21 protein-coding genes are annotated in these 23,274 nt (G+C 47.3%); 19 read left to right on the top strand and 2 right to left on the bottom strand.

Annotated features, from left to right (window positions below; translation table 11 throughout):
* Positions 1–34: 34 nt before the first annotated feature.
* From rnpM to FYJ39_RS16840, 12 genes are all read left to right on the top strand, one after another.
* Positions 35–304, top strand: coding sequence for an RNase P modulator RnpM (gene rnpM / locus FYJ39_RS16895; protein WP_154473632.1), 270 nt, complete (start codon positions 35–37; stop codon positions 302–304).
* Positions 291–626, top strand: coding sequence for a L7Ae/L30e/S12e/Gadd45 family ribosomal protein (locus FYJ39_RS16890; protein WP_154473597.1), 336 nt, complete (start codon positions 291–293; stop codon positions 624–626). The genes rnpM and FYJ39_RS16890 overlap by 14 nt, the downstream gene beginning before the upstream one ends.
* On the top strand, positions 613–3,645 hold the full coding sequence (gene infB, locus FYJ39_RS16885; RefSeq protein WP_154473596.1) for a translation initiation factor IF-2: 3,033 nt from the start codon (positions 613–615) through the stop codon (positions 3,643–3,645). Before FYJ39_RS16890 ends, infB begins: the two co-directional genes overlap by 14 nt.
* A 25-nt stretch (positions 3,646–3,670) precedes the next feature.
* Entirely contained in the window at positions 3,671–4,075 is a 405-nt protein-coding gene (rbfA, locus tag FYJ39_RS16880; protein ID WP_154473595.1) for a 30S ribosome-binding factor RbfA, read from the top strand.
* Positions 4,075–5,043: a DHH family phosphoesterase gene (locus FYJ39_RS16875; protein WP_154473594.1), complete on the top strand. Its 969-nt coding sequence runs from the start codon at positions 4,075–4,077 to the stop codon at positions 5,041–5,043. The genes rbfA and FYJ39_RS16875 overlap by 1 nt, the downstream gene beginning before the upstream one ends.
* Positions 5,044–5,056: 13 nt before the next feature.
* A complete protein-coding gene (truB, locus tag FYJ39_RS16870; RefSeq protein WP_154473593.1) occupies positions 5,057–5,983 on the top strand; it encodes a tRNA pseudouridine(55) synthase TruB in 927 nt (308 codons plus the stop codon).
* A gap of 52 nt (positions 5,984–6,035) precedes the next feature.
* The gene (locus tag FYJ39_RS16865; protein WP_154473592.1) at positions 6,036–7,016 is read left to right on the top strand and encodes a bifunctional riboflavin kinase/FAD synthetase; all 981 of its coding nucleotides are present in this window, start codon (positions 6,036–6,038) and stop codon (positions 7,014–7,016) included.
* Between the two features lie 213 nt (positions 7,017–7,229).
* Positions 7,230–7,496, top strand: a complete 267-nt coding sequence (rpsO, locus tag FYJ39_RS16860) for a 30S ribosomal protein S15 (protein ID WP_154473591.1) — start codon at positions 7,230–7,232, stop codon at positions 7,494–7,496.
* A gap of 195 nt (positions 7,497–7,691) precedes the next feature.
* A complete protein-coding gene (locus tag FYJ39_RS16855; RefSeq protein WP_154473590.1) occupies positions 7,692–9,782 on the top strand; it encodes a polyribonucleotide nucleotidyltransferase in 2,091 nt (696 codons plus the stop codon).
* A gap of 268 nt (positions 9,783–10,050) precedes the next feature.
* Positions 10,051–11,508, top strand: coding sequence for a glutamate--tRNA ligase (gltX, locus tag FYJ39_RS16850; RefSeq protein ID WP_154473589.1), 1,458 nt, complete (start codon positions 10,051–10,053; stop codon positions 11,506–11,508).
* A gap of 7 nt (positions 11,509–11,515) precedes the next feature.
* Positions 11,516–13,342, top strand: a complete 1,827-nt coding sequence (locus FYJ39_RS16845; RefSeq protein WP_154473588.1) for an ATP-dependent helicase — start codon at positions 11,516–11,518, stop codon at positions 13,340–13,342.
* Positions 13,339–13,875: a cob(I)yrinic acid a,c-diamide adenosyltransferase gene (locus FYJ39_RS16840; protein ID WP_154473587.1), complete on the top strand. Its 537-nt coding sequence runs from the start codon at positions 13,339–13,341 to the stop codon at positions 13,873–13,875. The genes FYJ39_RS16845 and FYJ39_RS16840 overlap by 4 nt, the downstream gene beginning before the upstream one ends.
* On the opposite strand, the gene FYJ39_RS16835 is transcribed toward FYJ39_RS16840, so the two are convergent.
* On the bottom strand, positions 13,872–15,329 hold the full coding sequence (locus tag FYJ39_RS16835) for an arylsulfatase (RefSeq protein WP_154473586.1): 1,458 nt from the start codon (positions 15,327–15,329) through the stop codon (positions 13,872–13,874). The two genes, FYJ39_RS16840 and FYJ39_RS16835, sit on opposite strands and share 4 nt — an antisense overlap.
* 12 nt (positions 15,330–15,341) lie before the next feature.
* The gene (locus FYJ39_RS16830; protein ID WP_154473585.1) at positions 15,342–16,232 is read right to left on the bottom strand and encodes an AraC family transcriptional regulator; all 891 of its coding nucleotides are present in this window, start codon (positions 16,230–16,232) and stop codon (positions 15,342–15,344) included.
* A 250-nt stretch (positions 16,233–16,482) separates the two neighbouring features.
* On the opposite strand from FYJ39_RS16830, the gene FYJ39_RS16825 reads away from it, so the two are divergent.
* From FYJ39_RS16825 to FYJ39_RS16800, 7 genes are all read left to right on the top strand, one after another.
* Complete coding sequence (locus tag FYJ39_RS16825; RefSeq protein WP_154473584.1) at positions 16,483–17,889, top strand: carbohydrate ABC transporter substrate-binding protein; 1,407 nt, start codon at positions 16,483–16,485, stop codon at positions 17,887–17,889.
* Positions 17,890–18,042: 153 nt separating this feature from the next.
* Complete coding sequence (locus FYJ39_RS16820) at positions 18,043–18,942, top strand: carbohydrate ABC transporter permease (RefSeq protein WP_287846845.1); 900 nt, start codon at positions 18,043–18,045, stop codon at positions 18,940–18,942.
* 12 nt (positions 18,943–18,954) lie between these two features.
* A complete protein-coding gene (locus tag FYJ39_RS16815) occupies positions 18,955–19,842 on the top strand; it encodes a carbohydrate ABC transporter permease (RefSeq protein WP_154473630.1) in 888 nt (295 codons plus the stop codon).
* A gap of 10 nt (positions 19,843–19,852) precedes the next feature.
* Positions 19,853–20,014 (top strand): DUF6903 family protein, encoded by a 162-nt coding sequence (locus tag FYJ39_RS20585; protein ID WP_178258194.1) that lies wholly within the window; start codon positions 19,853–19,855, stop codon positions 20,012–20,014.
* 124 nt (positions 20,015–20,138) lie between these two features.
* Positions 20,139–20,468 carry a DUF1292 domain-containing protein gene (locus FYJ39_RS16810; protein WP_154473583.1) on the top strand — a complete coding sequence of 110 codons (330 nt, stop codon included), beginning with the start codon at positions 20,139–20,141 and terminating at the stop codon, positions 20,466–20,468.
* Positions 20,469–20,684: 216 nt separating this feature from the next.
* Positions 20,685–21,362: a response regulator transcription factor gene (locus FYJ39_RS16805; RefSeq protein WP_154473582.1), complete on the top strand. Its 678-nt coding sequence runs from the start codon at positions 20,685–20,687 to the stop codon at positions 21,360–21,362.
* Positions 21,359–22,975, top strand: a complete 1,617-nt coding sequence (locus tag FYJ39_RS16800; protein ID WP_154473581.1) for a sensor histidine kinase — start codon at positions 21,359–21,361, stop codon at positions 22,973–22,975. Before FYJ39_RS16805 ends, FYJ39_RS16800 begins: the two co-directional genes overlap by 4 nt.
* Positions 22,976–23,274: the final 299 nt, after the last annotated feature.

The raw sequence follows: 23,274 nt of genomic DNA, 5'->3' as shown, positions 1-23,274 counted from the left end.
CACTCTGAGAAGATTAGGAGTGATGTAAGTGAGCATGAAAAAAGTTCCGCTCAGGCAGTGTATTGGCTGCGGAGAGATGAAAAGCAAAAAGGAAATGATAAGAGTGATTAAAACCGCCGAAGATGAGATAATGTTAGACGCGACTGGTCGAAAGAACGGCAGAGGCGCTTACCTGTGTCCATCAAAGGAATGTCTGAAAAGGGCTGTAAAAAGCAGAGGGCTGGAGCGCTCCTTTAAAATGGCAATTCCCAAAGAGGTATATGAAACTCTGGAAAAGGAGATGGAAGAGCTTGGTAAATCGTAAGAAACTGTTAAGCCTGATCGGTCTGGCAAGAAGGGCCAGAAAGGTGGTCAGCGGAGAATTTTCGACGGAGAAATCGGTTAAGAGCGGAAGAGCCCATCTGGTAATTGTATCGGAAGAAGCTTCGGAGAACACGAAGAAGCAGTTTACCAATATGTGTGCTCACTATAAAGTCCCAATCTATCTGTTTGGAAGCAAGGATGAACTGGGGCACGCCATGGGGCAGGAGTTTCGGGCATCCCTGTCCGTGGAAGATGCAGGGTTCGCAAGGTCGATGGAAGAACTAATGAATATGAATGGAGGTAGTATGAATGAGAGTAAGTGAGTTGGCAAATGATCTGGGTAAGACCAGCAAGGAAATATTAGAAGTAATCAAGCGCGGCGACGCCAAAGCATCTCTTTATGCGGCGTCTAATGTATCGAAGGAGCAGGAAGCCATGGTCAGGGCAGCGTTCGCGTCTAGAAAGGCTGCTTCTGCTGTCAAGACGGATGCTCCCAAAGGAGAGGCTACAAATACGGAGATTGCCAAAGCAGAGGCGCCAAAGGCCGAGACTGTGAAAACAGGAGGAGCCACAGAACAGGCGGCAAAGGCTGAGCCTGCGAAAAAGAAGCTTACCGCTGTGTTTCGTCCTCAGAATGCGCAGCAGCAGATTAAGCGTCCGGTACCTCCAAAGCCGCAGACGCAGCGTCATTCTGCCCCGTCAGTTTCTTTGGAGCCTGTTCGGCCTAAGGTGCAGGCTCAGTCTGTGGAGAACATGACTGCAAAAGAGGAACCGGCGCAGACGTCCGCTCAGAATGAAACGGCTGAGAGCCGTGAAAATGTCAGGCCTCAGGGAGGCTCCCAGAGAAATCCTGAGGGGCAGAAGACCCAGGGGGACCGGGATGGTCAGAGAATCCAGGGAGTTAGTCAGGGAAACCGAGATAGCCAGAGAGGCCAGGGGAGTAATCAGGGAAGCCGGGACGGCCAGAGAGGCTATCAGGGAGCCCGGGACAGTCAGAGAGGCCAGGGAGGCTATCAGGGAAGCCGGGACAGTCAGAGAGGCCAGGGAGGCTATCAGGGAAGCCGGGACAGCCAGAGAGGCCAGGGAGGCTATCAGGGAAGCCGGGACAGCCAGAGAAGTCAGGAAGGCTATCAGGGGAACCGGGACAGCCAGAGAGGCCAGGGAGGCTATCAGGGGAACCGGGACAGCCAGAGAGGCCAGGGAGGCTATCAGGGGAACCGGGACAGCCAGAGAGGCCAGGGAAGCTATCAGGGGAACCGGGATAGTCAGAGAGGTTATGGTCAGAGGCCCCAGGGAGGTTACGGCCAGAGAACTCAGGGTGGCTATGGTGGCCGCGGAGGTGAGGATAAGGACAGAGATACACGAGGCAATACGCGTGACAGCCGTCGTCCAGGAGCACGCGATTCAAAACCATCCTTTGACGCTGCCATTCAGGCAAAGCCAACCAGCAACCGTCAAAATAAAAACGCTCACAAAAATGACCGCTTTGATAAGAGAGATCGGATAGAGGATGGAAAGAAGGCTCCGAAAACTGGCAAGGGTGCATTTATTATGCCTCAGCCAAAGAAGGAAGAGGTAAAGGTGGAAGAGATAAAGACTATTACCCTTCCTGAAGTGCTTACCATCAAGGAGCTGGCTGAAAAGATGAAGCTTCAGCCTTCTGTTATCGTAAAGAAGCTGTTTTTAAAAGGGCAGATTGTGACTCTGAACCAGGAAATCGACTACGAAAAGGCGGAAGAAATCGCCATGGAGTTCGAGGTTCTCTGCGAGAAGGAAGTGAAAGTGGATGTAATTGCGGAACTTCTCAAGGAGGATGAGGAAAATGAGGCCGATATGGTTCCAAGACCGCCGGTTGTATGTGTAATGGGGCACGTTGACCACGGTAAAACTTCTCTTCTGGACGCAATTCGCGAGAGCAATGTAACTGCAAGAGAGGCCGGCGGCATTACCCAGCATATCGGAGCCTCTGTAATTGATATAAATGACAGAAGGATAACTTTTCTGGATACCCCCGGGCATGAAGCGTTTACCGCTATGCGTATGAGAGGCGCCCAGTCTACGGACATTGCCATTCTGGTAGTGGCGGCAGATGATGGAGTCATGCCTCAGACGGTAGAGGCAATCAACCATGCCAAAGCAGCTGGGGTTGAGATTATCGTTGCCATCAATAAGATTGATAAGCCAAGCGCTAATGTTGATAAGGTTAAGCAGGAGCTGTCTGAGTATGAGCTTATTCCAGAGGATTGGGGAGGCAGTACTATTTTTGTTCCGGTTTCTGCCCATACCAAGGAGGGTATTAAAGACCTCTTGGAGATGGTGCTTTTGACAGCGGATGTACTGGAGCTAAAAGCCAATCCGAACCGTAAGGGCAGAGGCCTTGTGATTGAGGCTGAGCTGGATAAGGGTAAGGGGCCAGTGGCAACCGTGCTGGTACAAAAGGGAACCATCCGCGTTGGGGAAACCATTGCGGCAGGCTCGTGCTATGGCAAGATCCGAGCTATGATGGATGACAGAGGCCGCCGGGTGAAAGAGGCCGGCCCGTCAACCCCTGTGGAGATTCTGGGGCTCAATGATGTGCCTAATGCAGGAGAGGTATTTGTAGCTACAGAGAATGAGAAGGAGGCCAGAAGCTTTGCGGAAACCTTTATATCCGAGGGCAAGAATAAGCTGATTGAGGATACTAAGGCAAAGCTGTCCCTAGACGATCTGTTCAGTCAGATTAAGGCAGGCAATGTAAAAGAGCTGCCTCTGATTATCAAAGCAGATGTTCAGGGATCGGTGGAGGCTGTTAAGCAGAGCTTGCTTAAGCTTTCCAATGAGGAGGTCATGGTTAAGGTAATCCACGGAGGCGTGGGAGCTATCAATGAATCCGACGTTTCCTTGGCGTCAGCCTCCAATGCGATTATCATCGGCTTTAATATCCGCCCGGATATAATGGCTAAGTCTGTGGCAGAGCGGGAAAAAGTGGATATCCGGCTATACAAGGTCATCTATCAGGCCATTGAGGATGTGGAAGCTGCCATGAAGGGCATGCTGGATCCTGTATTTGAGGAAAAGGTGATTGGCCATGGGGTGATACGCCAGACCTTTAAGGCATCAGGAGTGGGAACGATTGCAGGCTCCTATGTGCTGGATGGTAAATTTACAAGGAACTGTAGCTGCCGTATCAAAAGAGGAAAAGAGCAGATTTACGAAGGACCTCTGGCATCCTTAAAGAGATTTAAGGATGATGTGAAGGAGGTAGCCGCAGGCTATGAGTGCGGCCTTGTATTTGAGAAGTTTAATGACCTCCAGGAGGACGATGAGATTGAGGCATTCACTATGGTGGAGGTGCCCAGATAGGCTCCTGAGGCAAGAGAGGAGTTACATGCGTAAAAATAGTATAAAGAATACCAGAGTTAATATGGAGGTTCAGAGGGAGTTAAGCGAGATTATTCGCCTGGGAATCAAGGATCCGAGAATCCATCCTATGACCTCTGTAGTGGCAGTTGAGGTTACGCCTGACTTAAAGTACTGTAAGGCATATATCAGTGTTCTGGGAGATGAGGAAGCTTCAAAAGCCACTATCCAGGGCTTAAAGAGTGCGGAAGGCTATGTTCGCCGGGAATTGGCAAGAAGAATTAATCTGAGAAATACGCCGGAGCTGAAATTTATTCTGGATCAGTCGATAGAGTACGGCGTTACGATGTCAAGGCTGATTGACGAGGTCACACAGGGCATTCAGGAGGACGATGACGAGAAAGGGATGGAAGAAGATAAGGAGGAGCTATAATGACAATTTTACAGCAGATGCTGGAGAATGCCGGTTCCGTTGCGATTCTGGGACATATCAGGCCGGATGGGGACTGCCTGGGATCTACATTGGGACTTTATAATTATCTTCAACTGAATTATCCGAATATTAAGGCTTCCGTATATTTGGAGGAGGCAGCGGATAAATTTCTTTATCTGAAAGGCTTTGAGCGGATCTGCCATGAGACAGATGAAGAGGCATATGACCTCTGTGTCTGCCTGGACAGTGGCGGTATGGAACGTCTGGGAGTGTTTGCGTGCTATTTGCAGCGGGCAAAAAGGAGCCTGTGTCTGGATCATCACATAACCAATACCCGCTATGCGGATACCAACCTGGTTGAGGAAAATGCCAGTTCTACCTGCGAAGTTCTTTTTGGACAGATGGAGGAGGATAAGATTGACACTACGGTGGCAGAATGCTTGTACACAGGCATTGTGCATGACACAGGAGTTTTCAAATACGCCTGCACTTCCCGAAAGACCATGGAAATTGCGGGAAAGCTTATGGAAAAGGGCATCGATTTCGGCGGAATTATTGACAACAGCTTTTATAAAAAAACGTATATACAGAATCAGATTCTGGGGAGGGCCCTTTTGGAAAGCGTTACCTTTTTTAAAGGCCGCTGCATTTTCAGTGCGGTTCGTCAGAACGAGATGGAATTTTATGGTGTGGGCAGTAAGGATCTGGATGGCATCATCGACCAGCTGCGGCTTACGGAGGGAGTGGAGGTAGCAATTTTTATCTATCAAACAGGCGCCCAGGAGTTTAAGGTCAGCATGCGTTCCCAAAAAGAGGTGGATGTAAGTAAAATTGCCGCATATTTCGGCGGCGGCGGTCATGTGAGAGCCGCAGGCTGTTCTATGAATGGAAGCATTCATGATGTGATTAATAACCTTTCCAATGAGATTGCCAGGCAGCTTAAGGGGAACATTTCCTCAGAGATATAAAGGATTTGAAACAATGTATCACGGAATCATAAACATATATAAGGAGCCGGGCTATACCTCCCATGATGTGGTAGCCCGGCTCAGAGGAATTTTAAAGCAAAAAAAGATCGGACACACCGGAACGCTAGATCCGGCGGCAGAGGGAGTTCTTCCTGTATGTCTGGGGATGGGTACAAAGCTCTGTGATCTGTTGATGGATAAGACCAAGACCTATGAAACTGTAATGCTTTTAGGACAGGTTACGGACACGCAGGATACCACAGGCCGTATACTTGCTAAGGCCCAGGAGCCAGATCTGAAGCTGGCCCAGGAGCAGGTGGAAACGGCCATTGCAGGCTTTCTGGGTGAATATGCCCAGATACCGCCTATGTATTCAGCCCTTAAGGTGAAGGGCAAGAAGCTTTGCGATCTTGCCAGAGCAGGAAGGGAGGTAGAGCGTCAGGCCAGAAAGGTACAGATTCTGGACATTTCCGTCACCAAAATAGAGCTGCCCAGAGTGTGGATGACGGTGACCTGCTCCAAAGGAACTTACATCCGCACCCTTTGCCATGACATCGGTGCGCTTCTAGGCTGCGGCGGATGTATGGAGCATCTAATCCGCACCCGTGTGGAGTCCTTTGAGTTAAAAGACAGCCTTCGTCTGGATCAGATTGAGAAGGTCAGGGATGAGGGCAGGCTTACGGCATATATTCTTCCGGTGGAGGAGGCCCTGAGCTCCTATCCCGCTCTTGCCGCAAAACCAGAAGCTGACGCGCTGCTCTGTAATGGCAATCCCCTTTTTAAAAATCAGTTGGATTTTGGAAAAGCGGGGGGAGGAGGAGAGCCAAGTGAAGGCCAGATGTTCAGGATATATAACAGTCAGGGACAGTTTTTAGGAGTTTACCAGTACCGGCAGGATAAAAGCTGGTGGAAGCCTTGGAAGATGTTCCTTCCCTCCTGAACTGAGCAGATCCAAAGACGGAGGGACCAGGAAGAAAAAGAGGAATAGCAGGATGAGGTATATAACAGATACGACAGAGTTTCAGATTAAAGAACCTACGATTGTCACATTGGGGAAATTTGACGGAAGACACAGAGGACACCAGAAGCTGCTAAGAATCATGGAGGAGCTCAAGGAGGAGCTGGGCTATGCTACAGCAATCTTTACCTTCGATTCCGTTCCGTCTAGTATAGCAGACGGTGAGAAGCAGACTGTCATTACCACCAATCAGGAGCGGAGAGCCAACATGGAGAAAATGGGGATCGACTACCTGGTTGAATATCCTTTTACAGAGGCGATCCGCCATATGGGCCCGGAGGATTTTGTTAGAAATATCCTGTCTGGAAGGATGAATGCAAAGGTAATTGTCGTTGGCCCTGACTGCAGCTTTGGCTATCAGGGGGCGGGCAGCGCAAAGCTTCTGAGGGAGCTTGCGGCAGAATGTGGCTACCGCCTCTGCGTTATTGAAAAGGAGAAGGATGCGGCAAGAGATATCAGCAGCACCTATATACGGGAGGAGCTGGTAAAGGGCAATGTGGAGAAGGCCAATGCCCTGTTGGGAGAGCCATATGCCATCCATGGAGAGGTGGTTCATGGCAATCACATGGGAGCGGCCGTTCTGGGATTTCCCACAGCAAACCTGATGCCGCCGTCCAACAAGCACCTGCCAAAGAAGGGTGTCTATGTCTCCAGAGTTTGTGTGAATGGCTCTTTCTACAGAGGAGTTACCAATATTGGCTGTAAGCCTACTGTAAAGGGAGAGTATCCCATCGGAGTGGAAACGCATATCTTTGATCTGAATCGTGATATCTATGGTGAGACAATCGAGGTTCAGCTGCTGGCCTTTGAACGGCCGGAGCAAACCTTTGGCTCTCTGGAGGAGCTGAAAGCCAGGATTGAGCTGGACAAAGCCTTTGCTGCCGGTTATTTTAAAAAACATCCTGAGATTAGACTGGATAAAATTGGGCAAAATGACAGAAGAGAAATAAAATAAATATTTACAGATGGAGCAGACTATGCTATACTGAACCGGTATGAGTTAAATAGTCGTCAGAAGATTATTTAACGCCGCAGGCAGTGCCTAAGCCAGTCCAGCCTGACCTTGGAGCCTTGCTCTTGCGGAAATAAGCGCCGATGCCCGGTTATCTGGTTACTCCAGCCGACAGCCTGGTTTACGGTGAGTTTAATTATAAAAGGAGGAAGGGCCATGATTTCAAAGGAAAAGAAAGCACAGATTATTGCGGAGTACGGGCGTAAGCCTGGTGACACAGGTTCACCGGAGGTTCAGATCGCGATTCTTACAGAGAGGATCTCAGAACTGACAGAGCACTTAAAGCAGAATCCTAAGGATCACCACTCCAGAAGAGGACTTCTGATGATGGTTGGACAGAGAAGAGGGCTTCTGGATTACTTAAAGAAGACGGATCTGGAAGGCTATCGTGCATTAATTGAAAAGCTTGGTATCAGAAAGTAATTAATTAGGGTGGAGAAAATAACTCCACCCTATCTTTGCTTTCAAAACCAGGGAACCAATAACGGGCAGGGTTGCTCCGAGACCGCTGATGTACCTGCAGGAGGGAAGCTCTCCTTGTTCCGGCAGGCAGATCAGTAGTTTCGGCGTCTTCTGTCCAAAGCAAATCATTTGTATGAAAGAAAAGGAGGCACCATTATGTTCAAGAGTTTCAGCATGGATCTGGCAGGCCGTAAGCTGACCGTAGAGGTAGGCAGAGTGGCAGCACAGGCCAACGGCGCAGCATTTATGCATTACGGCGATACTGTTGTGCTGTCTACGGCAACTGCGTCTGCCAAGCCAAGAGAGGGCATTGATTTCTTTCCCCTTAGCGTAGAGTATGGAGAAAAGCTGTATTCTGTGGGAAAGATTCCGGGCGGATTCAATAAGCGGGAGGGCAAGGCTTCCGAAAACGCAGTTCTTACCTGCCGTGTAATCGACCGTCCCATGCGTCCCCTGTTTCCTAAGGACTACCGCAATGACGTAACCCTGGACAACATTGTTATGTCCGTTGACCCGGACTGCAGTCCTGAGCTTACTGCTATGCTGGGAGCAGCAATCGCCACCAGCATTTCAGATATTCCATTTGACGGCCCCTGCGCAACTACCCAAGTAGGCCTCGTGGACGGCGAGTTCGTGATCAATCCTACGGCCGCTCAGAAAAAGGCTTCCGATATGGCTCTTACAGTGGCCTCTACCAGAGAAAAGGTGATCATGATTGAAGCGGGAGCCAACGAGGTTCCTGAGCAGAAGATGATCGAAGCTATTTTCAAGGCCCACGAGGTAAATCAGGAGATAATCAAATTTATCGACACCATCGTAGCTGAGTGCGGCAAAGAGAAGCATACCTACGAAAGCTGTGCCGTTCCTGAGGAGCTTTTTTCTGCCATAAAGGAGATTGTACCGCCTACTGAGATGGAGGGGGCCGTATTTACAGACGACAAGCAGACACGGGAAGGCAATATTGCGGAGATTACTGCCCGCCTTGAGGAAGCGTTTGCAGATAACGAGGAATGGCTGAATATACTGGGTGAGGCAATCTACCAATATGAGAAGAAGACTGTCCGCAAGATGATTTTAAAGGATCATAAGCGTCCTGACGGCCGGGCAATCAACGAGATCCGCCATCTGGCTGCTGAGATTGACCTTCTTCCAAGAGTACACGGTTCCGGTATGTTCACCCGCGGACAGACCCAGATTCTCAATGCCTGCACCCTGGCTCCGCTGTCAGAGGCCCAGAGGGTTGATGGTTTGGATGAAAATGAGACAAGCAAACGGTATATGCACCACTACAACTTCCCTTCCTTTTCCGTGGGAGAGACAAAGCCTAGCCGGGGGCCGGGCCGCCGGGAGATCGGACACGGCGCTCTGGCGGAGCGGGCCTTGCTTCCTGTGCTTCCAAGTACGGAGGAATTTCCCTATGCTATCCGCACTGTATCTGAGACCATGGAGTCCAACGGTTCCACCTCTCAGGCAAGCATCTGTGCTTCTACTCTGTCCCTAATGGCGGCAGGCGTACCGATTAAGGAGATGGTTGCAGGCATTTCCTGTGGTCTGGTTACAGGCGATACGGATGATGATTATTTGGTGCTGACTGATATTCAGGGTCTGGAGGATTTCTTTGGAGATATGGATTTTAAGGTAGGCGGAACAAGGAACGGCATCACTGCAATCCAGATGGATATTAAGATTCACGGCCTTACTCGTCCGATTATTGAAGAGGCAATCGCAAAAACGAAAGAAGCCAGAATGTATATTCTGGAGAAGGTCATGATGCCTGTTATCTCTGAGCCGAGAAAGCATTTAAGTCCGTATGCTCCTAAGATTAAGCAGCTGACCATTGATCCCCAGAAGATTGGCGATGTAGTGGGTAAGCAGGGCAAGGTTATTAATAAAATCATCGAGGAAACCGGTGTTAAGATTGATATAACAGATGACGGTTCTGTAAGTATCTGCGGTACAGACGAGGCTATGATTGATAAGGCTATGTCTATCATTACAGGTATTGTGACTGATATCGAGCCAGGCATGGTGTTCAACGGCAGAGTGGTGCGCATCATGAATTTTGGAGCCTTTGTGGAGCTGGCTCCTAACAAGGACGGTATGGTTCACATTTCCAAGCTGGCTGACAATCGGGTGGGCAAGGTAGAGGATGTTGTGAATATTGGAGATGAGGTTACTGTAAAGGTGACTGAGGTTGACAAGATGGGAAGAATTAACCTGACCATGAGGCCTAGTGACTTGGAATGAAAAGAAAAGCAGCTGTGATTTTGCAGCCCTGCTTGAGGTCTGCTCCGTAGTCCTGGCAGGAAACGCTTGTCTGGATGCCCTCTGATATTATAAATTCGTGGCAGACGCAGAGGCTTCAACATTCAAATAAAAGCAAACGGACAATGCCTGAAAAAATCGGGCATTGTCTTTTTTTGACCTTCGTTATATAATGTTCACTGTGAACTGTTTCAGTAACAGTCAGCAGCGAAGGCAGAAACTGCCGGGGAATGATAGGAGAATCAAGAAGATGAGCAAAGTAAGGACAAGGTACGCACCCAGCCCCACGGGAAGGATGCATGTAGGAAACTTAAGAACCGCATTGTATGCGTATTTGATTGCGAAGCACGAGGGAGGAGAGTTTCTTCTCCGTATAGAGGATACGGATCAGGAGCGCTATGTGGAAGGCGCAGTGGAGATTATATACCAAACACTTAAGGATACAGGACTCATTCACGATGAAGGGCCTGATAAGGACGGCGGCTGCGGACCCTATGTCCAGAGTGAGCGTCAGGCATCAGGGATCTATTTGGAGTACGCCAAAAAACTGGTTGAAAAGGGGGAGGCTTATTATTGCTTTTGCACTCCTCAGCGTCTCTCCTCGCTTAAGACCACGGTAAACGGCGAGGAGATTATGGCCTATGACAAGCATTGCCTGCACCTTTCAAAGGAGGAAGTGGAAGCGAAGCTGGCAGCAGGCATTCCGTATGTGATCCGCCAGAATAATCCGGTTACAGGCTCCACTACCTTTAAGGATGAAATATACGGAGATATTACTGTGGACAATTCCGAATTGGATGATATGGTTCTTATCAAATCCGACGGATATCCCACCTATAATTTTGCCAATGTAGTAGATGACCATCTCATGGGTATTACCCATGTGGTCAGAGGCAATGAGTATCTGTCCTCCTCACCTAAGTACAACCGCCTATATGAAGCCTTTGGCTGGGAAGTGCCGGTTTATGTCCACTGTCCCCTTATTACAGATGAGCAGCATCACAAGTTGAGTAAGAGGAGCGGACATTCCTCATTTGAGGATTTGATAGAGCAGGGCTTTATCTCTGAGGCAGTGGTGAACTATGTGGCTTTGCTTGGCTGGTCTCCGGAGGATAACAGGGAAATTTTTTCTCTGGAGGAAATGATCCGGGAATTTAACTATCACCGTATGAGCAAGTCGTCGGCTGTATTTGATATGACCAAGCTGCGCTGGATGAATGGCGAGTATATGAAGGCCATGGAATTTGACAGGTTTTATGAGATGGCAGAGCCTTACCTTAAGGCAGTGATTAAGAAGCCCTTGGATCTTAAAAAGATTGCGTCTATGGTAAAAACCAGAATTGAGGTATTCCCTGATATTCAGGGACATATTGATTTTTTTGAGACACTTCCGGAATATGACGTTGCCATGTACACTCATAAGAAGATGAAGACCAACGCTCAGACCTCCCTAAAGGTGCTGGCCGATCTCCTTCCTGTGCTGGAAGCTCAGGAGGACTTTTCAAACGGCGCTCTCTATACAGCTCTCTCAAAGTATGTGGAGGCTACAGGCGTTAAAACAGGCTTTGTAATGTGGCCGATCCGAACAGCCCTATCTGGAAAGCAGATGACGCCGGCGGGAGCAACTGAGATTATGGAGGTGCTGGGGAAAGAGGAATCCCTGGAGCGAATCCGCAAGGGAATCCATTTATTGCAGGAACAAGGATAAAGACTTCATGGCATTAAATGAAATACAGAAAAAGGCAATCCGGCATGGAAAAGGCCCTATGCTGGTACTGGCAGGACCCGGTTCAGGAAAGACCACAGTCATTACCAACCGGGTTCGGTATCTTACGGAGAAGGCTGGAGTGGAGCCGGGGGACATCCTGGTGATTACCTTTACCAGGGCAGCAGCCAGAGAGATGAAAGAAAGGTATGAGCAGATAACTCAGGCAGGATGTAACAGGGTTTCCTTTGGAACCTTTCATTCTGTCTTTTTTCTCATGTTAAAGCTGGCTTACCGCTACCAGGCTGCCGATATTGTGAGGGAGGAGCAGAGAGTCCGCTTTATCCGGGAGGCTCTGGAGGGGTGCGAGCTAGAGATAGAAGATGAGGGAGAATTTATTAATGCAGTTCTAAGTGAAATCAGCCTGGTAAAGGGGGAACAGTTAAGTCTGGATTATTACTATTCAAAAAACTGCCCTGAGGCTGTGTTTAAAAAGCTGTACCAGGAATATGAGAGGCGGTTAAGGCAAACTGGGCTTTTGGACTTTGACGATATGCTGGTAATGTGTTATGAACTCTTAAAGGAGAGGAAGGATATTCTGGCTGCCTGGCAGAACAAATATCAATATATACTGATCGATGAATTTCAGGATATTAACCGAATTCAGTATGAAATTGTAAAAATGCTGTCCCGGCCCAGAAACAACCTTTTTATCGTTGGGGATGACGATCAGTCTATTTACCGCTTCCGCGGGGCCAAGCCGGAGCTGATGCTGGGCTTTGAGCGGGATTATCCTGGGGCGAAAACTTTGCTGCTAGACACCAATTACCGCTCCAGCCGCCAGATCGTGGAAGCGGCCTGTCGGGTTATCTGTCACAATCGTACCAGATTTACCAAGAAAATACGGGCAGCCAGAGGCAATGGCCGGGATGTAATCATAAAGGAATGGCCAAGTCCCACAGAGGAAACCACCGCCATTGCATCGGAGCTTAAGTCCTACGCTGAGATGGGAATCCCCTATGAGCACATGGCAGTCCTATACCGCACCAACCTTGGGCCGAGGCTTCTGGTTGAAAAGCTGATGGAGTATAATATACCCTTTTCCATGGGGGATACCCTTCCCAATCTGTATGATCACTGGATTGCGAAAAATGTGCTGGCTTACATAGGGGCAGCCCAAGGTGATCTGAGCCGGGGGAACATTCTAACCATTATCAACCGTCCTAAGCGCTATATCAGCCGGGATGCTTTAGAGGGTCAGAGGGTCAGCTGGGAGGCAGTAAAGTCCTTCTATCAGGATAAGAGCTGGATGGTGGATCGCGTCGAGCAGCTGGAATATGATTTAATGATGCTTAAGAATATGGCTCCTGCCGCTGCGGTAAACTATATACGTAAGGCTGTGGAGTATGACGGCTATATCCGGGAGTATGCAAAAGACAGGCGCATGAAGCCGGAGGAGCTGCTGGAGCTGCTGGATCAGCTTCAGGAGAGCGCCTCTGGTTTTAAGACCTGTGAGGATTGGTTTGCTCACATGGGAGAATATAAGGAGCAGCTGCTGCTGCAAGCCCGAAGCCGGAATGAAAAGGGCTTTGGCGTAAGCCTCATGACCATGCACAGCGCTAAGGGTCTGGAGTACCGGGTGGTTTTTATACTGGATGCCAATGAGGGCATTACGCCCCATCACAAGGCAGTGTTGGAGCCTGACGTAGAGGAGGAGAGGCGGCTGTTCTATGTGGCTATGACCAGAGCAAAAGAGAGGCTCCATCTCTACTATGTAAAAGAACGCTACCATAAGAGGCAGGAAGTATCAAGATTCATAGAGGAGGTAAGGTCATGAAAGGGCTGATCCATATATACTGCGGAGATGGAAAGGGAAAAACTACAGCGGCTTTAGGAGCGGCTGTCCGGGCTGCCGGGCGGGGGAGAAGAGTGCTAATTTCCAGGTTTTTGAAAACAGAAGATTCGGGGGAGGTTATCAGCCTTCCGTTGCTTCCGGGAATTACGCTTATGCCCTGTTTCCGGAATTTTGGATTTTCCTGGCAGATGTCACCAGAAACCCGTAAGGAGGCAGAGCTTTACTATGGGCGCAGCTTTAAGGAAGCCTGGCGTGTGGCAGCAGGAAAAGAGGGGGGAGACGGATATGATTTGCTTATTCTGGATGAGGTAATAGGAGCGGTTAATCTGGGCTTTGTGGATGAGATGGCCCTTATTGCTGCACTGAAGGAGCGGCCGGAGGCTTTGGAGGTGATTCTTACAGGCCGGAATCCCTCCGAAGCCTTGTGCTCCTATGCGGATTATCTAACGGAGATGAAGCTGCGCAAGCATCCCTTTACAGAAGGAATCGCTGCCAGGAAGGGAATTGAATACTAATGGGAGAGAACGCTTTTTAACAGGGTTTGAGGCGGCCTTCCCGTAATTAATTGCTGTCCGTTGCTGTAGCCCTCCTCCCTGTCTGACAGGCGCTGGATAAGGGCGGTGCGGAGAAAGGTAATACGTTCCTGGAAGTGAGGCTCCCCAATCAGATTGGAAAGCTCGTGGGGATCTTGGGAAAGATCAAAATATTGTTCCTCACCAGTTTGAGAATACCATATGTATTTATCGGTTTCCGTTACAATAAAGTGATTGGAGTGGATGCCAAGGGTGTGCTCACCGTGAAGGTATGTTCTTAGTTGGATGGAAGGGTCCTGAACCAGAGGCATGAGACTTTGACCATCCAGACCTTCTATGGGAGGCTGCCCGGCTAGATCCAGAAGGGTTGGCATAATATCCCGCAGCTCAGCTACGCTGTGGCAAACCTGTCCGGCAGCTCCCCCAATGAGCCGGGAAGGGCCGGAGATAATCATAGGAATACGGGCGCTTCCCTCATAGGGCCTGGATTTTCGGAAGCAGTAGTGATCTCCCAGCTCCTCACCATGGTCAGAGGTAAAGAGGATCACAGTATCATCCATCAGCTGGTGTTCGACTAAAGCCTGTATCAACCGTCCTATCTGGTGATCCAGATGAGTGATACATGCATAGTAGCCAATTTGAGCTTGTCGCAGCAGCTCTGGGTCCAGGGGGCCGGTGGGAGAGTCGTAGATCCGGCCCAGATGGGTCAGTTCTTTGCTGTCCTCCCAGTTTCCCAAAGCCGGAGGGGAGAGCGGCTTGTCTTTGTACAGATCAAAATAGTATTGAGGCGCGTCAAAAGGGGGATGGGGCCTTAGGTAGGAAGCCATGAGGAAAAACGGCCGGCTGGTATCACGTCTTCTGAGGAAGTCAATAGCCCGGCTGGAAACCCAGTTGGTGGGATGGCAGGCTTCCTCATATATCCAGGGGCGAGCCATCCAGGAATTGCATTCCATCCCGGTATCTGTTACGTCGGCCCCGATCCCCTTTTCCTGACTGAGCCAATAGAAGTAATCGTCAGCGATTTTCTGAGATTCATAGTAGGGAGTATTCGGATAGCGGTAGGCGTGAAGGTATCCGTCATGAAGCTCAATGCTGTGGAAGCCCATAAGATTCCGCAGGGGATGTACATGCATTTTTCCCACACACTGAGTATAGTAGCCGGCTTTGGCAAGCTCTCCTGCCATTGTATGAGGATAGTTCCAGTCTGTCAGGTCCTGATAGCCCACTCTGCCGTGATGCTCCTGAGAAAGACCGGTATGGAGGGCCGCCCTGGCAGGAATACAGCTGGGGCAGGAGGAATAGGCTCTGTCAAACCGTGTTCCCTTAGCTGCCAGAGAGTCCAGGTAAGGCGTTTTTACATCTGGATGTCCGGAGATTCCCAGACAGTCGCCTCTAAGCTGATCAGTCATAATTAATACGATATTTGGCTGTTTCATTGTTAAATTCTCCTAATCTTTGATTTTGTGTAATCGACTCTGGTTATGCTCTTCCTTTTTTTGTTCTGCATGCTTATGTTCCCTGTTTTTAAGCTTCCGGTAGCTGTTGGGAGTCATGCCGGTTGCTTTTTTAAAAACCTGGGAAAAGTAGGATTGCGAAGAAAAGCCGATGGATGTGGCAATTTCCGCAATAGAGTGGTCTGTGGATTCCAACAGCTCACGGCTGACCTGAAGCCGCTTGGTATTGAGATAGCTGATTGGGGACAGCCCTGTATATTTGGTGAAGGCGTGGGCCAGGTAGTACTTATTCATGTGAGTAAAGGCAGCCAGAGAGTCCAGGGAAATATTGTCTGCATAGTTGGAATCCAGATATTGCTTAACCTGTCCGCATTCCCGTGTCATTTTGGCCGTGCCGATGGAGGCAGGAACCAGCTTTTGGCAGCGGATAATCTGGATTAGAAGAATATCCAAAAGGTGTTGGCACACCAGAGTGTAGCCCAAAGGCTCATGGTGAACTTCTTCCATAATCAGGTTCAGGATATTCAGCAATTCCGTCTTTTTAGAGTAGTTGCAGATGATGCGGCTGCTGGAAAGTTCAGTGTTAAAAAAGGTGATACCCTCAATTCCCAGGACAATGTATTCCAAAGGTGACGCATCCAGAGATTGTTCTGTGTGCTCTATGTTGGGAGGAACGATAATTAAGTCGTTAATCCCGATAAAGAAGATCTGGCCGTCCAAAAGAAAGGTTCCTTTACCGCTTACTACATAAAACAGCTCGGTGAAGTGATGGCTGTGAGGTATGCTTTTCCAGTCGCCCTGATATTTGGACGTGGAGATATACAGCAGTTTGGAATTTAAGTGCTGGAAATGCTTAGGCTTGATTTCATAGCGCTGCATGCTCATTTGGGAAAAACTCCTTTTAAATTCAAGTAAAAATGTACCACTTATACAAAATGCTAAAGATAAAAAAAGATTCAAATTAAGCAAATTATATACGAAAAGAATAAAAATGTAAATATAAAACAATTTTTTGACAAAAAAAACAAGATCTATATAAAATATGGCAAGATAATGATAGAGAATAAAAAAAGAAATATATATAATGAATGATACAAGATAATAGTAAGTTTAATCTAATAGAGGAGGAAGGATTATGCAATTGAAGAAAATTATGGCGTTAACCTGTGCGGCGGCTATGGCGGCGGCAAGCCTGGCCGGTTGTTCCGGACAAGCTGCTAAGTCTACAACAAAGGCGGCTGCGGCATCTGCAGAAGGTGAGGAATCTGCGGCGGCTGATAAAGAAAAGGAGACTCCTGTGGAAGGGGGACTGAAAGGAACGTTAAAGGTAGCAGCCTTTGATGGCGGCTATGGTACGGAAATGTGGAAAGAGGTAACCCAAAAGTTTATGGAAAACAATCCGGGTGTTACCATTGAGCTGACTGCGGAAAAGAATCTGGAAGAAGTGATCAGCCCTCTGATGAAGGCAGGAGATTATCCTGATATTGTTTACCTGGCGACAGGACGTGAGCTGGCCCTTCCTGAGACTCTTCTGAAGGATAAGGCTATCGCGGATATTACGGATGTGCTTTCCATGAAGGTTCCGGGAGAGGACGTAACGGTAGGGGAAAAGATTGTTCCTGGCTTCGTTGACACACTGGTAACCAATCCTTATAACGACGGCAAAACATACCTGGCTCCTATGTTCTACAGCCCCTGCGGTCTTTGGTATGACGCAGGATTGTTTGAGAGCAAGGGCTGGGAGCTTCCAGAAACCTGGGATGATATGTGGGCCCTCGGAGATAAGGCAAAAGCAGAGGGGATTTCTTTGTTCACCTATCCGGTAGCCGGATATTTTGACGCATTTATGTTTGGCCTTCTTACTGAGATTGGCGGACCGGATTTTTATAATCAGGCAATGACCTATACAGACGGTATTTGGGAAACTCAGGAGGCTAGGACAGCATTGGATCTGATTGCAAAGCTGGCTGGCTATACAGAGCCTACGACTGTAGGTAACGCAAACAGTGATAATTTCAAAAAGAATCAGCAGCTCGTTCTGGATGACAAGGCGATTTTTATGCCAAATGGAAACTGGATTATCAGTGAGATGGCAGACGCTCCCAGAGCAGAGGGCTTTAAGTGGGGCTTCATGCCGTTGCCGGCAATGGAAAAGGGCGGAGATCGCTATGCATTTACCTTCTTTGAGCAGATGTGGATTCCTGAAGCGGCAGAGAATAAGGAGCTGGCTAAGGAATTCCTGGCATATATGTACTCTGACGAGGCTGTGGAGATTTTTGCTAAATCTGGCGCAATCCAGCCAGTTGAGGGCGTCAGCGAGTTTATCACCAATGAAGACAGCAAGCTGATTTACTCTATTTATGATAACGGAGCAAAGGCTTCCATGGGAAGCTTTGCGACAACGGAAGCAGTAGAAGGAGTAAGCATGAAGGATACTCTGTTCTTTACCATTGACAGTATTGTAACAGGTGATAAGACGGTGGATGAATGGCAGGCCGCTGTGGAAGAAGTCAGCGATCAGCTGAGAGCGGCAATGAAGTAGTCTGTATCAAAGGATAGCCTGTTAGTAAGATTTAGGAGAGCTGCGGCGAAATACTAGCTATATTCCTGTATTTTGCTGCAGCCTCTTTTTACGAAGTATCCGGGTATTGATAAAGAAAGACCTGACGGATACAAGCTTTAGGAGGGAATGTAGGTGAAAAATCGCAGAAGAAGCTTATTTATTTTTTTATGCGTGGCTCCGGCCGCAGTTCTGTTATTTATCTTTATGATAGTGCCTACCTTCAATGTTTTTCGGATGTCTCTTTATAAGTGGGGAGGGTATTCAGCGGAAAAAACATTTGTAGGATTTAATAATTTTAAAACTTTGGCCTCTGATATGAAATTTCTCAGAGCCATGCAGAATTCTATTTTGATTATTACAGTGGTGACGTTGGTAACTTTGGCTTTGGCAATTATCTTTGCTTATATTCTGAGCCGGGAAAAGATAAAAGGGCAGGCTCTTTTTCGGACGATTTTTTATATCCCCAACATCCTGTCCATTGTAGTTGTTGCGGCAATTTTCTCAGCAGTTTACGATCAGAGGGATGGGCTTTTAAACAGTATTATTTATATATTCCGTCCGGTGGCGCCGGATGGTAAAGGTTTGATAGCCTGGCTGGGAAATCAAAGGCTGGTAGTGTGGGCTATTATTATCGCGCTGATTTGGCAGGCTATTGGATATTATATGGTTATGTACATGGCCAGTATGGCGGGAGTCCCGGAAAGTATTTATGAATCGGCCTCTCTGGAAGGGGCTGGGAAGGTGCGCCAGTTTTTTTCCATGACCCTTCCTATGATTTGGATTAATATCAGAAGCACCCTGACTTTCTTCATTATCAGCACGATTAATCTGAGCTTTCAGCTGGTAAAGGCAATGACAGGAGGAAAGCCGGACGGAGCCTCAGATGTATTCCTGAATTATATGTACGATCAGGCGTATACGAATTCCTCATATGGATACGGTATGGCCATTGGAGTGGTGATCTTCCTCTTTTCTTTTGCATTGGCTGCTGTTGTAAATAGAGTGACGAAGCGCGATGCTTTGGAATTTTAAGGGGGTGGAATGATGGATAAGAGTAAGACTGCATTTTTAAATAAATTGGTAAACGTTTTAACCTATTTCTTTTTAATTTTCTTGGCTGTATGTATTGCTGTACCGGTGGCCTGGGTATTTATGGCATCCTTTAAGGAAAATTCTGAGTTTTACGGACAAAGTCCATGGATGTTACCAAAAGGACTGTATTTCCAGAACTTTATCGATGCCTTTAAAACGGCGAAGATGGGAAGCTATATGCTGAATTCTGTGATTGTCACGGCCCTGTCCTTGGCATTTCTGCTGATAATTGCCCTGCCTGCCGCTTATGTGCTGGCCAGGTACCGTTTTAGAGGCAGTAAGCTGTTAAACATTATTTTTATGGCAGGACTATTTGTCAATGTGAATTATATTGTGGTGCCGATTTTCCTGATGTTTGTAGATGCGGATACGTTTCTTCGTTCCATCGGGGCCACAGGAATTTTCCTGAATAACCGGGTGGTTTTGTCGCTGGTTTATGCTTCTACCCACCTGCCCTTTACGGTTTATCTCCTCAGCGGTTTTTTCGCTACCATACCTAAGGATTATGAGGAAGCAGCCTTTGTGGATGGAAGCGGCTATTTTAATACTATGGTGAGAATTATGATGCCTATGGCGAAGCCCAGCATTATTACAATCATCCTTTTTAATTTCCTCACATTCTGGAATGAATACATTTTAGCTATGACGTTAATGACTAAGGATGCCTATAAGACGCTGCCTGTAGGACTGATGAATTTAAACAGCGTTCAGAAGGCTGCTGCCAATTATGGGCAGCTCTATTCAGGATTGGTTTTGGTTATGCTTCCTACACTGATTCTTTATTTGCTGGTACAGAAAAAACTGACGGAAGGTATGAGTCTTGGAGGACTTAAGGGGTAAAAGGAGAGTTATGATGCGAGTATTTATTTTAAAGGGCTTGCTTTTTGTTTTTTTCGTAGGATTGATTATTTGGGGGCAGAGAGCGGTAGGATATCTGCACTTGGGAGCGCAGCTTGCAGGGCTTGCAGGGCTTTTGGGATTATTGTATTCATATAATAAGACCTATCAATAGGAATATATACGATCAGAAGCAGAAGATGGAAAAAACTTTAAATCCTTGCATTTTTTTCATGAGTCTGCTACAGTGTAACTGCAAAGACAAATCTGAATCTATCTATTGAGAGAGGAATCATACTATGGCAGACGAGAAGAATTTAAATGACGAAGATCAGGAGATGACAGTTACCCTTACTCTGGACGACGATACAGAGATGGAGTGTGTGGTTTTGACCATTTTCCAGGCAGGAGAGCGTGATTACATTGCACTTCTTCCGGTAGAAGGCGCTGATTCTGATGAAGGAGAAGTATACCTGTACCGTTATGCCGAAACCGCTGAAGGAGAGCCATCCCTGGATAACATTGAGGATGATGATGAGTATGAGTTGGTAGCAGACGCCTTTAATGAGCTTTTGGATGAGCAGGAGTTTGACGAGCTTATCAGTGAAGAGGAGCTGGATGAAGCTTGAATGGAACTTTATAAATGATTCGGGAAGACCGGCGCTGTGCAGCGTCGGTTTTTTGCTGCCCGAAACAAAGGCTTTTTATGCCTGAAATCTCTGTGTGGATCAAATCCGGGCTGTGAAACTTGTGTGAAATGATGGAAATGTTCCTGTTTTTTTGCTAAAATAAAACCATCCAGAACCTACAAATTTTAAACCGGAAGGGATTGAGGAGGCAGCTTCATGGATACATTAAAAATATTAGTTGTAGATGACGAAGCCAGAATGCGGAAACTGGTGAAGGATTTCCTGACCAACAAAGGGTTTTCTGTCATAGAAGCAGAGGATGGTGAGAAAGCAGTCGACATTTTTTTTGTGCAAAAGGACATTTCCCTGGTGCTTCTGGATGTGATGATGCCTAAGATGGACGGCTGGGAGGTTTTAAAAACAATACGGAAATACTCTCAGGTTCCTGTTATTATGCTGACGGCTAGAAGCGAGGAAAGAGACGAGCTGCAGGGCTTCGCCTTGGGAGTTGACGAGTATATTTCCAAACCCTTCAGCCCAAAGATTTTAGTGGCCAGGGTAGAGGCAATTCTGCGCAGAACGAATATGACCTCCGGGGAGAGCCTAAACCTGGGCGGAATTTGTATTGATAAGGCAGCCCATCAGGTGACAGTTGACGGTAGGGAGATAGAGCTTAGCTATAAGGAATTTGAGCTTTTAAGTTATTTTGCAGAAAATCAGGGAATTGCTTTATCCAGAGAAAAGATACTGAACAATGTGTGGAACTATGACTATTTTGGAGATGCCCGAACCATTGATACCCATGTAAAAAAGCTTCGCAGCAAGCTGGGAGAGAAGGGAGATTTGATTAAGACGATATGGGGAATGGGCTATAAATTTGAGGTGAATGAATGAAATATTCCATCCGATATCGGTTTACCCTGATCTTTATTGGCCTGATGACATTGGTGCTTCTTGCGGTTCTGGCAGTGAATACATGGTATCTGGAGCCATTTTATGTTAATCAGAAGGTGAAGGTCATGGAACGTACCTACGACCTTATTGACGCTGCGGTTCTGGAGCAGATGAGCCGGGGAGGCAGTATTGTGGATTTGCTGGAAACAGCAATGGAAGCCCAGAGAAGATCAGATGCTGCCATGGAATGGGGCAAAACGAAAGGACAAAAGGATCAGGCCTCTGAATGGAGAGAGAATGAGGAGACGGAGGAGAATAAGGCCATGTCCATACTCCAAAAGATTCGTGGTCTGGGAGAGAGCAACAATGTGGCAATCGTTATGATTGATAGCAATACAGGCAAAGCCTTTTTGTCATCGGCCAGAGAGAGTGAGTGGCTGGCCTTAAAGGTACAGCGGTATGTGCTGGGACAGAATAAAAACGGTACTGAGACTGTGGCTGAGCATGAAAATTACACCATAGAAAAAACCTATGATCCCAGAAATAATAATTATAATTTGGAAAGCTGGGGTTTTTTTTCCGATAACAGCACTATGTTTATCGTATCCATTCCGCTGGCCAGTATCAGGGACAGCGTCCAGCTGTCCAATTTGTTTTTGACCTATGTAGGAATTACTGTTTTGATGATTGGAAGCGTCCTTATGTACGTAACCACCCGGAAGATTACCTCTCCCATAATGACTCTGTCGGCCCTATCGGAGAAAATGTCCAATTTAGACTTTGATGCCAAGTACGAAGGTGAGGCGAAGGATGAGGTAGGAGTTCTGGGCAGGAGTATGAACACCCTGTCCGATAAACTGAAGGAGACCATAGGGGAGCTAAAAACTGCCAACAATGAGCTTCAAAGAGACATAGAGGAAAAGATACGTGTTGATGAAGCAAGAAAAGATTTTATTGCAAATGTTTCTCACGAGTTAAAGACTCCCATTGCCTTAATTCAGGGGTATGCAGAGGGACTTACCGAAGGGATGGCTGAGGATGAGAACAGCAGGAATTATTACTGCGAGGTAATTATGGATGAGGCTAACAAGATGAATACCATGGTAAAGCAGCTTTTGAACCTGACAGCTCTGGAATTTGGCAATGATGTACCGGTTATAGAGCGCTTTGATATTACCAGCTTAATCCAGGGGATTCTTTCCTCTGCCGGTATTTTGCTTCAGCAGAAGGAGGCTAAGGTAATATTTAAGGAGAAGGAGCCTGTATGGGTCTGGGCAGATGAATTTAAAATAGAAGAAGTAATTACTAATTATCTTAACAATGCTATGAATCATCTGACCGGAACGAAGCAGATCGAAATCAATCTGGAGCAGGTAGCAGGAGAGGTGAAGGTGAGCGTATTCAATACAGGAGAGCACATTCCGGAGAAAGACATGGACAATCTATGGACAAAATTCTATAAAGTGGACAAAGCCAGAACCAGAGCTTACGGAGGAAGCGGCATCGGACTGTCGATTGTGAAAGCGATTATGGATTCTCATAATAAGGCCTGCGGTGTTGAAAATGTGGAAGGGGGAGTGAAATTCTGGTTTACTCTGGATAGCAGCATGTAAAGGAAGTCTTTTTTTGGGGGCTTTTATAAAATGAAAAAAATGTTGAAAAAAGTTAAAAAAGCTGTTGACAATTGTTAAATCATCTGATAATATATCTCTTGCGCTGCGGTAAGAACCAATGCGCAAGAGAAAAAATAAAAAAACGATTGACAAAGCGGAATGGTTGTGATAGGATAGAGGAGTTGCCGCTGAAACGCTTTGGCGTCAATGTTGAAAGCACCTTGAAAATTGAAGATTAAACAGTATGTAAAACCCTGAAAATTCTAAGAAAACAAAGGCCGGGTTAGGGCCTTGGATTG

It is taken from the genome of Clostridium porci (assembly GCF_009696375.1).
GTDB lineage: Bacteria > Bacillota > Clostridia > Lachnospirales > Lachnospiraceae > Enterocloster > Enterocloster porci.
Note: the sequence above shows the minus strand (reverse complement) of the source record. Positions and strands in the feature narration are given on the sequence as shown.